Genomic DNA, 9,667 nt, shown 5'->3' with positions numbered 1-9,667 from the left:
GCCGGCTGTTCGGATCGCTCGGGCTGGCCGCCCCCGCCGTCGTCCGTGGCGCCGCGATCCTGCGCGTCCACGACGTGCGCGCGACCGTCGAGGTCGTGACCCTGATCCGGGCGGCCCGGCAGGCCGGCCTCGAGGGCGAACTGTGACGCTCGCCCTCGCGCTTCAAGAAGGCCTGCGCATCGGGTTCGTACCGGTCCGCTGGCTCGACCTGGTCGACATCCTGGTCACGGCCGTCTTGGTGTACCAGGGCTACCGCCTGATCCGAGGCACGATCGCGGTCCAGGTCGCCGTGGCGCTTTTGGGTCTGTACGCCGTCAACGAGGTCGTCCGCGCGGTGGGGCTCACGACCTTGACAACGCTCTTCGGAGCCGTCGGGGACGTGTTCGTCCTGGCTGTCCTGATCCTGTTCGCGCCCGAGATCCGCCAGGCGCTCTTCCTGCTAGGCCGCAACCCGATCGTACGCCGACTCGTGACCCAGCCGCCCCGCCAGAAGATCACCGACGAGGTCATGGGCGCGATCCGCGAGATGAGCCGGGACCGGATCGGGAGCCTCATCGCGTTCGCCCGGTCGACGGGCCTGCGCAACTACATCGAGTCCGGCACGCGCCTCTCGGCCGACGTCGAGCGTGACCTGATCACGTCCGTCTTTTTCCCCAACTCGCCGCTCCACGACGGCGCCGCGATCATCCAGGGCCAGAAGGTCGAGGCCGCCCGGTGCATCCTGCCGGTCTCGGACGCGCGCCACCTCGACCCGCACCTGGGCCTGCGCCACCGCGCGGCCGTCGGACTGACCGAGCGGACGGACGCGTTCGTGATCGTGACGAGCGAGGAGACGGGCAAGATCTCCGTCGCCGAGAACGGCAAGCTCGACGTCGGGCTGACGCTGGCCGAGGTCGAGACGCGGCTGCTCGACGCCTTCTCCCCCGACCGACGCGAGACGCCGGAAGAACCCAGCCCTCCGCCCGTCGAGGCCCCCGCCCCGTGATCCTGACCGACCGCCAAGCCGCCGCGCGCCGCCGCGAGCTCGTCGACCTGTTGCGCGACAAGGGGATCGAGGACCCGGCCGTCCTCGAGGCCGTGGGTGCCGTCCCGCGCCACCGCTTTATCCCGGGCACGGGCCTCCACGGGCAGGCCTACCACGACCTCGCCCTGCCGATCGGCGAGGGGCAGACGATCTCGCAGCCGTTCACGGTCGCCCGGATGACCGAGCTGCTGGGGCTGCGTCGCGGCGAGCGCGTCCTCGAGGTCGGAACGGGCAGTGGCTACCAAGCCGCGATCCTGGCGACGATGGGAGCGCGCGTGTTCTCGGTCGAGCGCCACGAGCCCCTGCTCCGCCGGACGAAGCCCGTCCTCGAGAAGCTTGGCCTGTCGGTCCGGACGCGCGCCGGCGACGGCACGTTCGGCTGGCCCGGCTACGCCCCGTTCGACGCGATCGTGGTGACGGCTGGCGGGCCGACGATCCCGGACGAGCTGCGATCCCAACTCCGCGAGCCGGCCGAGGGCAAGCCGGACGCGCGGATGCTGATTCCTGTCGGCCCCGCCAAGGAGCACGTCTTGCACCGCATCACGCGGACCGGGCCGGACGCGTTCACCGACGAGACGTTCAACGACGTCACCTTCGTCCCGCTCGTCCGCGACTAGCCGCCCTCGAGGACCGGTCGCGAGCGGTGGAGATGGTCCACGACCTCGAGGACGGCGCCTCTCGCGTTCAGAGCACCCGGCTCAGACAGCCACGCAGGTAGAGCTCGAGGACGAGCCTCGTCGTCCCTCGCGTCCTCGAGGCCGGCCCCGCGTCCTCGAGGCGGCACGTTGGGGGTCGGCTGAAGGCATGGGGAGCCCATCGGACTGCTCCAGCGCGGCGACGGGGATAGGTTGTCACCCCCGTCGCTCTCTCCCACCGCTCCATGCTCTCCCACTCCGCCCGGTGGGCGGCGCTGGCCGTCGTGCTCGGCGTCGCCGGCTGTCGCCCGTCGCCCGGCCCCTCGCTCATCTTGCACGACGCCCGCGTGTACACGCTGGCCTGGGACGATCCCGACCTCGAGGGACGGCCCGCCGCAAACGCGCCTTTCGACGGCGAGCGCTGGACGCCCGACGCGACGGCCGTCGTGGTCCGCGACGGGCTCATCGCCTACGTAGGGTCCGACGCGGAGGCGCTGGCGATGAGCGGCGACGACACCCGGGTCATCGACCTGGACGGCGCCGTCGTGGTACCCGGCTTGGTCGAGAGCCACGGGCACCTGCAGGAGATCGGCGAGAAGGCCGAAGAGATCGGACTCGAAGGCGTCCAGACCGAGGACGACATCACCCAGCGGCTGGCGGAAACCGACGAGCGGCCGCCGGGCGAGTGGATTCTTGGGACCGGGTGGGACGAGGGCGAGTGGGCCGACGCCTTGCCGGACCGAGCGTTTCTGGACGTGCTCTACCCGGATCGCCCCGTGGTCCTCAAAGGACTGAGAGGGTTCGGGACGCTCGGGAACGCTCGCGCGCTCGAGGCCGCAGGTCTCGGCCCCGAGACCGAGGACCCCGTGGGCGGGACGCTGGTGCGACGCCCGGACGGCACGCTGACGGGCGTGCTGCTCAACAACGCCACCGACCTGCTCAACGACGCCGTCCCGCCCCGCTCGCCCGCGCACAAAGAACGGATCCTGCGCTACGGCATGGACCAGTTGCTCCAGGCCGGGTACGTCTCCACGCATCACGCGGGTGTTCGGTCGGACTACCTGCCGGTCTACCACGCCCTCGCCGACTCGGGCGCGCTCCCCATGCGCGTCGAGGCCATGCTGGCCGTCGGCGTCCCGGACGCGCCAGACCCGGCGGACTGGCTGGAACGAGGGCCGACCACTGACCCGGAAGCCAGGCTTCAGATTCGCTCCGTCAAAGCCTACTATGACGGCTCGCTCGGCTCTCGAGGCGCCCGCCTCTTGGACGACTACTCCGACCAGCCCGGCCACCGCGGCGTCGCGGGCGCGGACTACGGCTTCGACCCGGCGGCCGTCGAACGGTACATCGCGGCGGGATTCCAAGCCGGCATCCATGCCATCGGCGACGCGGGCAACCGGGATGTGCTGGACTTCTACCAGGACGTGTTCTCGCGCCACCCCGACGCGCGCGCGCTGCGCCACCGCGTCGAGCACGCTCAGGTGGTCCACCCGAACGACATCGAGCGGTTCGGGACGCTGAACGTGGTCGCCTCGATGGAGCCGGGGCACGCCGTCGAGGACAGTCCGTGGGCGACCGACCGCCTGGGACCGGACCGGGTGCGCGGGGCCTACGCGTGGCGCTCGCTCCGCCGGGGTGGCGCGCTGCTGATCTTCAACTCGGACTTTACCGGCACCGACTGGTCGCCCTTCTACGGGATCTACGCCGCTGTCACGCGACGGCAGAAGAACGGGGAGCCACAGGGTGGATGGCTCCCGGAGCAGGCCGTGACGGCTGAGGAAGCACTCCGGGCGTACACCGTCTGGCCCGCACGGTCGTCCGGCATCGAGGACCGCACGGGCACACTGGAAACAGGCAAGTGGGCCGACCTCACGGTGCTAGACCTCGACCCGCTGACCACGTCGCCCGACGACCTCCTCTCAGGCTCGGCCGTGATGACCATCGTGGGCGGGAAGGTAGCGTTTGACGCTGACCAGCAGTAGGAGAGACGGCCAAGGTCGATCCGGCTGGGGCGACACGCTGATGGCCGCCTCTCCACTCAGCGCTACGGTGCACACGCGACGCGGCCCGGCTTCGAGGTCGTGACCTACAGAGCCTCTTTCCGCATCCCGTCCAACCCCGACCTCGAGGACGGAGTGATCTTCCGTCCCCTCCCCGCGACGCCATGCCTCCCCTCTTCCGCCGCTTCCTCCAGGGCCTGCTCATGGGCGGCGCCGACATCATCCCGGGCGTCAGCGGCGGGACGATGGCGCTGATCGTGGGGATCTACAAGAACCTGATCGCGGCGATTGGGGACGCCTTCTCGGCCGTGCTCACGCTCCTTCGAGGACGGTTCGGGGAGGCGCTGGATCAGTTCCGCGCCCTCGAGTGGAGCCTGCTTCTCCCGGTTGTCGTCGGCATCTTCGTGGCGATCGGGCTCGGCTCGCTGTTCGTGCCGGAGTTGCTGGAGGCGTACCCGGTCCAGTGCCGCGCGGTCTTCCTCGGACTGGTCGCGGCCTCGATCGTGATCCCGTGGCGCGAACGGCACGAGCACCACACGTGGCACCTCGCGGTAGCTGTCGTCGCGGCCGTGATCGCGTTCTTCTTGGTCGGCCTGCCCCGGACGGGAGACGCCGCAGATCCGTCCTTCCTCCGGATCGCGGGGACGGCGGCGGTCGCGATCAACGCGATGATCCTGCCGGGCGTGAGCGGCGCGTTCTTGCTCGAGGTTTTCGGGCTGTACCGCCCCACGCTCGAAGCGCTCCGCTCGCTCGACGTGGCGTTCGTGGCGACGTTCGCGCTGGGCGCCGGCATCGGGCTGGGGCTGGCGGCGAAGGCGCTGAGCTGGCTCCTGGACCGCTACCACGACCTGACGATGACCGTCCTGGTCGGGCTCCTGGCCGGTTCGCTCCGGGCGTTGTGGCCGTGGGTCGGGTTCGTAGAGCACACGGGATCCGACGGCGTGGTCGAGCGGGTGCCGGACCCGTCGTCGCTCTTAGGGCCGGGCGCGGACCCGGCGTTGCTGCTGGGCGGCGGAGGCGTGGGCTGGCCGCTCGTATTGGGCCTGGCGCTGGCCGGGTTCGCTTTTGTGACGGGTCTGACCTGGATCGGCCGGAAGCGCCTCGACGGGGCCGACTCGGCGCTCGCGTCGGAGCACAGGGACGTGCATGCGTAGCCGCCCTCGAGGGCGAACGGTGCGGCAATCAACCCTCTCTCGGCGTCCTCGAGGACGCGACCTCGAGCCCGGTACAGACGCTCCGCGGGGCGTCTCTATGCGCTCTCCGGGTCTACGACGCCGACGATGGTCGCGTCGGTCGCGGTGAGGGCGTTGCCGGGGCGGAACGGGATCGCGGCCTCCGACGAGGTCACGTAGAGAACCGTATCGCCGGGTCCGGCATCGACCGTGTCGAGCGCCGCCGTGGGTCGCCCGACATCGGTGCGGTCGGCGCGGAGCGGCTGGACGAGCAGCATCCGCCGTCCGACGAGCGACGGGTCTTTCTGGGTCGCCCACACGTTCCCAATGACGCGTCCGAGCCTCACTCGAGGACGAGCGGCGCGGCCTCGAGGGCGGCCTCCGGCAGGTCGGCGTCTTCCTTCGTCACGTCGAGCCGGTCCACGATGGCCATGATGACGGCGTCGACGGCCTTCCCCTTCGTCTGCTCCGTCTGACGACCGGACGAGCCCTGGGCGACCAGCACCACCTCGCCCTCGCCGGCACCGACGGCGTCGGCGGCGACCACGAAGTTGGTGAGGGCGTTCCCGTCGAGGTCGATCTCGCGGACGACGAGAAACTTCATCCCGACCAGCCCCGGGTCCTTCCGGGTGGCCCAGACCGTGCCGATGACTTCGCCGAGGAGCATTGTTTCGTTGTGGGACCCCGCAAGGTAGCCGCACCGATCTCGTCCTCGAGGACGCGACCCCCAATCCACGGCGATTGGGATTGGGGCCGGCTGTACGACTCCGTATTCTAACCGATATGCTCTCATCTCTCATGAAACCCCTCACGCTTATCGGGTCGCTTCTGCTAGCGTTTCTAGCCCTCGCCGATCCAGCAGCATCACAAGTCGAGACCTACTTCCTCGACGTCCCCGCCTACCGACTCGATACCGACGGCGTTCGGATCATTGCGGGCGCACCGGCGGGGAACGGCTTCACCAACTCCTACGTGACGATTCTAGGTCAGGATGGCGATGGATGGGCCGAGGAAGCTCGTCTCGAACGGACCGATACCCCAACCAACTTTGGTGGGTCCGTCGCCATACAGGGCGAGTCCGCGCTCATCGCCGACTATTGGGACGCCGAGGCCTGTGGCGGCGCGACAAGTTGTATCACCGAGGGCGCGGTCTACCACTTCGTCCGCCAACCCGACGGGCAGTGGCGGGAGGAGCAGAAGCTGCTTCCTGTGCGCACCGCCAGCGGTGACTCGCGCGTGGATTTCGGGCTCGACGTCGCGATGGACGGAGACTGGGCGCTTGTCATGAGCCAGGTCTACCCCGACTCCTACAGTCCCAGAGCGCTCTACGTCTATTTTTACGAGCGGACGGACGACGGCTGGGTCTGGCGGCAGGAGACCACGGCTAGAGTGCAGGCGCGCTCGGATTGGGCCGACATCGCTATCGACGGCGAGCGGGCCCTGATCGGGGCCGACATGTACCACCTCGAGGACGGGGAGTGGATTCAGAAACAGACCCTTACCCCGAGCATCGGTGGTCTCGCCCGGTACGGGTACGCCGTCGCACTCCGCGGGGACTGGGCAGCCGTGACGGCGTTGAGCTACGAACACCCCGAGGGAGGACACGCGGCCGTATTCCAACGCGAGGGTGATACCTGGACCGAGCGGGCCATCGTGACGGGGGACCCGATCCGGACGAGCAGATTTGGCGGAGCCGTCGCCATCGAGGACGGCGTCCTACTCGTCAGCGATGCGACCGACGACGTGGGCGGGAATCCCTCGGGGGTGGCGTACGTCTTCGAGGCTGGGGACGGCACGTGGCCGATGACAGCGCTCCTCGAGAGTAGCAGGGGGTGGCTGGGATGGACGCTCGAGTTGGTCGATGGGCAGCCGTTGCTGGGAGGATCAGGCGTGTTCGCGTTCGACCTCGATATGTCCACACTGTCGCCGGCGCCATTGTCGCCTGTCAACGAGACGGAGGTAACAGACGGGGATCTGACGCTGTCGTGGTCGCCAGTCCCTGATGCCACGAGCTACAGGGTTCAGGTATGGACCATCGAGTGCTGCGGAAACGGAGGGCGGATCTATGAGGAACTCAATATCGAGGGTACGTCGGTGACGCTCGGCGACTTCCCCACGTCGAGCCGATGGGGTCGGATCTACGACGGCATCGAACTTGGATGGCGCGTCGCGGCCAACGTGCCTGCTGGCGCCGGTCCGTTCTCCGAGCCGGCCTCGATGCGCTACGTCGCCCCACCCATCGTCGTCGACAGCGAGGACAGCGAGCGCCTGGCGTTCGAGGTCTCGCCAGCGTACCCGACTCCCTCCCGGGGTGATGTCGTGATCCCCATAACGCTCCAGTCCGCAGAGGTCGTTGACGTCCGCGTGTTCGACCTACTGGGTCGAGAGGTTCTCGACCACCAGACGGCGTACGCAGCTGGCGAGCAACGGATCAGCCTCGACGCCGGTACGCTTCCAGACGGACACTACCTGTGCCGGATCACGGCCGGAGTGGACGCCGTGACGGTCCCGATTGTGATCGCTAGGTGATCCCGCCCTCGAGGGCGCTACCCGTACCGCGTCACCGTCCTCGAGGCCTTGGCCGCCCCCCGGATCGTCCACACGACCTCGACGGCGTCCTCAAGGACGGTGACCCCGACCGAGTATGCGTCGAAGCCGCAGATCCACGCCTCGACACTGCGCCACACCCCGTCCGGCCCGACCTCGAGGACGACCCGCGCCGACTCGCCCTGGCGGACGCGCTCGACCTCGAGGGCGTTGCCACAAACGCGCCACCTCGAGGACGACCGCCACCGGACCGAGTGACCGCCCAGTGTCCACGTCCCGACGTCGACGAGCACCACGGTCGCGCCCTCGAGCACGACCTCGACGGTGCCCGTGCCGGTCCCCCGCACTTCTCCCTCGATGCGGATCGAGGCCGTCCTCGAGGACGCCAGCCGCGCCAGGACCTCAGTCGCTGTCACGGATCGGCACCACGGCCAGGGTGCACCGGCTGATGCAGACCAAGCGCTCGCGCTCGTCGCGGACCTCGATGCCCCACACCTGGCTGGTCCTCCCGACGTGGATCGGTGTCGCGACGGCCGTCAGCACGCCGTCGCGGACGGAACGGAGGTGGTTGGCGTTGATCTCCTGGCCGAACGCCGTGAAGCCCTCGTCTGCGGCCAAAAACGCGCCGACGCTCGCGACGGTCTCCGCGAGCGCGACGGTCGCGCCGCCGTGGAGGTAGCCCAGCGGCTGGTGATGGCGCGGCTCGACGGGCATCGTCGCGACGCACCGGTCCGGCCCGGCCTCTAGGATCTCCATGCCCAACGTTTGGCCGAGGGTCTCGCGGTCGGAGAAGTCGGGAAAGGAGGCGGGCATCGGAAAGATTCGGGATCGGGCGGTAGTCTACGGCCTCACCGCGCCCGCCTCATGTTCGACGACGTCAAAGAGTGGTTCCTCGGCCTGGGCGCGGAGTACGGCGTGGACCCCATCATATTCGGGGCGATCTACGTCGGCGCGATCCCGCTTTTTTTCCTGTCGCTGGCCTGGATCGGGAAGAACGTGCGGGCCGGCAAGAGCCCCGTGCTCCCGATCTTGGCGGCGGGGCTGTGCTTTATCTCGGCCTACCTCTACCTCATCGTCGCCGGTACGAATGTGCCGTGGTGGGTCTACGCGTTCGTCGCCGTCCTGGTCGTGTTCGGCGCCATCAGCACGGTCCGGTCGATCCGGTCGAAGATCGACGAGGCTAGGGCGGACGCCGTCTAGCGCCCTCGAGGACGAGTCTGCAACTCGCTCGCTAAGGATTCAGCTTCGCCCGGAGCGTCGAGCCCGAAGAACGCCGCGACCGTCGCCGCATGAGCCGCGAACGTGTCCACCGTGCCCAGATCCTCGCCCTCGAGGCCGGGCCGGTACAACAGCACCGGGACGCGCTCGCGCGTGTGGTCGGTGCCCGGATACGTCGGGTCGTTGCCGTGGTCGGCCGTGAGCAAGATCGCGCCGTCGTCCGGCAGGGCGGCCTCGAGGTCGGGGACCGCCGCGTCGAAGGCCTCGAGGGCGCGGGCGTAGCCGGCCGGGTCGTTGCGGTGGCCGTACAGCTCGTCGAAGTCGACCAGGTTGGTCCAGACGAACGTCGGCGTCCTCGAGGACGCGGCGTCGCGGATGGCCGAGAGCGTCTTGCCGATGCCGTCCGCGTTGCCCGCCGTCTTGACCTCGAGGTCGACGCCGGCCCCGCCGAACAAGGCCGCGATCTTGCCGACGCACACCGTGCGGACGCCGCCCGTCTGGAGCGCGTCGAGCAAGGTCGGGCCGTGGGGCTGGAGCGACAGGTCCTTTCGCCCGGCCGAGATCCGTTGGTACGCGCCGGGCTTGCCGTGGAACGGCCGCGCGATCACGCGCCCGACGGCGTGCGGCCCAACCATCACCTGGTCCCGGGCGATCTGGCACATCCGGTACAACTCCTCGAGGCCGACCGTGCCGGTGTGCGCCGCAACCTGAAAGACGCTGTCCGCCGACGTGTAGACGATGGGCCGCCCCGTCCTCTCGTGCTCCTCGCCCAGGTCCGCGATGATCGCCGTCCCGCTCGCCGCCCGGTTCCCCAGCACGCCCTCGATGCCGACGCGGTCGCAGAACGCGTCAAGGACGTCCGGCGGGAAGCCGTCGGGGTACGTCGGGAACGCGTCCTCGAGGACGAGGCCGGCCAACGCCCAATGCCCCGTCGTGGAGTCCTTGCCCGCCGCGCGCTCCGTCAGCCGGCCCCACGACGCCACAGGCTGCCGCGCGACCTCGAGGCCGTCGACCAGCTTCCCCAGCCCCCACCGCTCGAGGTTGGGCAGCGACGGCCGCTCTCGCCGGACG

The 9,667-nt window shown here is 69.6% G+C and carries 12 protein-coding genes; 6 read left to right on the top strand and 6 right to left on the bottom strand.

Annotated features, from left to right (window positions below; translation table 11 throughout):
* Nucleotides 1-142 precede the first annotated feature (142 nt).
* Complete coding sequence (cdaA, locus tag WBA11_RS05340; RefSeq protein ID WP_424519681.1) at nucleotides 143-985, top strand: diadenylate cyclase CdaA; 843 nt, start codon at nucleotides 143-145, stop codon at nucleotides 983-985.
* Nucleotides 982-1,641, top strand: coding sequence for a protein-L-isoaspartate(D-aspartate) O-methyltransferase (locus WBA11_RS05335; protein WP_424519680.1), 660 nt, complete (start codon nucleotides 982-984; stop codon nucleotides 1,639-1,641). The genes cdaA and WBA11_RS05335 overlap by 4 nt, the downstream gene beginning before the upstream one ends.
* Here the strand turns inward: WBA11_RS05335 and WBA11_RS05330 are convergent.
* A complete protein-coding gene (locus WBA11_RS05330; protein WP_424519679.1) occupies nucleotides 1,638-1,841 on the bottom strand; it encodes a hypothetical protein in 204 nt (67 codons plus the stop codon). The genes WBA11_RS05335 and WBA11_RS05330 overlap by 4 nt on opposite strands.
* Nucleotides 1,842-1,904: 63 nt before the next feature.
* Here WBA11_RS05330 and WBA11_RS05325 point away from each other — a divergent pair, with 63 nt between their 5' ends.
* Nucleotides 1,905-3,641, top strand: coding sequence for an amidohydrolase (locus WBA11_RS05325; protein ID WP_424519678.1), 1,737 nt, complete (start codon nucleotides 1,905-1,907; stop codon nucleotides 3,639-3,641).
* A gap of 182 nt (nucleotides 3,642-3,823) precedes the next feature.
* Nucleotides 3,824-4,813: a DUF368 domain-containing protein gene (locus tag WBA11_RS05320; RefSeq protein WP_424519677.1), complete on the top strand. Its 990-nt coding sequence runs from the start codon at nucleotides 3,824-3,826 to the stop codon at nucleotides 4,811-4,813.
* Between the two features lie 95 nt (nucleotides 4,814-4,908).
* On the opposite strand, the gene WBA11_RS05315 is transcribed toward WBA11_RS05320, so the two are convergent.
* Both WBA11_RS05315 and WBA11_RS05310 read right to left on the bottom strand, forming a co-directional pair.
* Nucleotides 4,909-5,178, bottom strand: coding sequence for a EutN/CcmL family microcompartment protein (locus WBA11_RS05315; protein ID WP_424519676.1), 270 nt, complete (start codon nucleotides 5,176-5,178; stop codon nucleotides 4,909-4,911).
* Nucleotides 5,175-5,498 carry a EutN/CcmL family microcompartment protein gene (locus WBA11_RS05310; RefSeq protein ID WP_424519675.1) on the bottom strand — a complete coding sequence of 108 codons (324 nt, stop codon included), beginning with the start codon at nucleotides 5,496-5,498 and terminating at the stop codon, nucleotides 5,175-5,177. The genes WBA11_RS05315 and WBA11_RS05310 overlap by 4 nt, the downstream gene beginning before the upstream one ends.
* A 131-nt stretch (nucleotides 5,499-5,629) precedes the next feature.
* Here WBA11_RS05310 and WBA11_RS05305 point away from each other — a divergent pair, with 131 nt between their 5' ends.
* The gene (locus WBA11_RS05305; RefSeq protein WP_424519674.1) at nucleotides 5,630-7,360 is read left to right on the top strand and encodes a T9SS type A sorting domain-containing protein; all 1,731 of its coding nucleotides are present in this window, start codon (nucleotides 5,630-5,632) and stop codon (nucleotides 7,358-7,360) included.
* A 17-nt stretch (nucleotides 7,361-7,377) separates the two neighbouring features.
* On the opposite strand, the gene WBA11_RS05300 is transcribed toward WBA11_RS05305, so the two are convergent.
* Together WBA11_RS05300 and WBA11_RS05295 are read right to left on the bottom strand one after the other, a co-directional pair.
* Nucleotides 7,378-7,794 carry a DUF6314 family protein gene (locus WBA11_RS05300; protein ID WP_424519673.1) on the bottom strand — a complete coding sequence of 139 codons (417 nt, stop codon included), beginning with the start codon at nucleotides 7,792-7,794 and terminating at the stop codon, nucleotides 7,378-7,380.
* The gene (locus WBA11_RS05295) at nucleotides 7,781-8,191 is read right to left on the bottom strand and encodes a hotdog fold thioesterase (RefSeq protein WP_424519672.1); all 411 of its coding nucleotides are present in this window, start codon (nucleotides 8,189-8,191) and stop codon (nucleotides 7,781-7,783) included. Before WBA11_RS05295 ends, WBA11_RS05300 begins: the two co-directional genes overlap by 14 nt.
* A 51-nt stretch (nucleotides 8,192-8,242) precedes the next feature.
* Here WBA11_RS05295 and WBA11_RS05290 point away from each other — a divergent pair, with 51 nt between their 5' ends.
* Entirely contained in the window at nucleotides 8,243-8,578 is a 336-nt protein-coding gene (locus WBA11_RS05290; RefSeq protein ID WP_424519671.1) for a hypothetical protein, read from the top strand.
* Here the strand turns inward: WBA11_RS05290 and WBA11_RS05285 are convergent.
* Nucleotides 8,575-9,667: phosphopentomutase (locus WBA11_RS05285; protein WP_424519670.1), on the bottom strand; the 1,093-nt coding region annotated here is incomplete at its 5' end. The two genes, WBA11_RS05290 and WBA11_RS05285, sit on opposite strands and share 4 nt — an antisense overlap.

It is taken from the genome of Rubrivirga sp., assembly GCF_049648075.1.
Taxonomy (GTDB): Bacteria; Bacteroidota; Rhodothermia; order Rhodothermales; family Rubricoccaceae; genus Rubrivirga.
Note: the sequence above shows the minus strand (reverse complement) of the source record. Positions and strands in the feature narration are given on the sequence as shown.

Coding starts and splice junctions, on each gene's coding strand:
- WBA11_RS05330 (WP_424519679.1), bottom strand. CDS start 1,841: ATGGGCTCCCCATGCCTTCAGCCGACCCCCAACGTGCCGCCTCGAGGA.
- WBA11_RS05325 (WP_424519678.1), top strand. CDS start 1,905: ATGCTCTCCCACTCCGCCCGGTGGGCGGCGCTGGCCGTCGTGCTCGGC.
- WBA11_RS05320 (WP_424519677.1), top strand. CDS start 3,824: ATGCCTCCCCTCTTCCGCCGCTTCCTCCAGGGCCTGCTCATGGGCGGC.
- WBA11_RS05310 (WP_424519675.1), bottom strand. CDS start 5,498: ATGCTCCTCGGCGAAGTCATCGGCACGGTCTGGGCCACCCGGAAGGAC.
- WBA11_RS05305 (WP_424519674.1), top strand. CDS start 5,630: ATGAAACCCCTCACGCTTATCGGGTCGCTTCTGCTAGCGTTTCTAGCC.
- WBA11_RS05295 (WP_424519672.1), bottom strand. CDS start 8,191: ATGCCCGCCTCCTTTCCCGACTTCTCCGACCGCGAGACCCTCGGCCAA.
- WBA11_RS05290 (WP_424519671.1), top strand. CDS start 8,243: ATGTTCGACGACGTCAAAGAGTGGTTCCTCGGCCTGGGCGCGGAGTAC.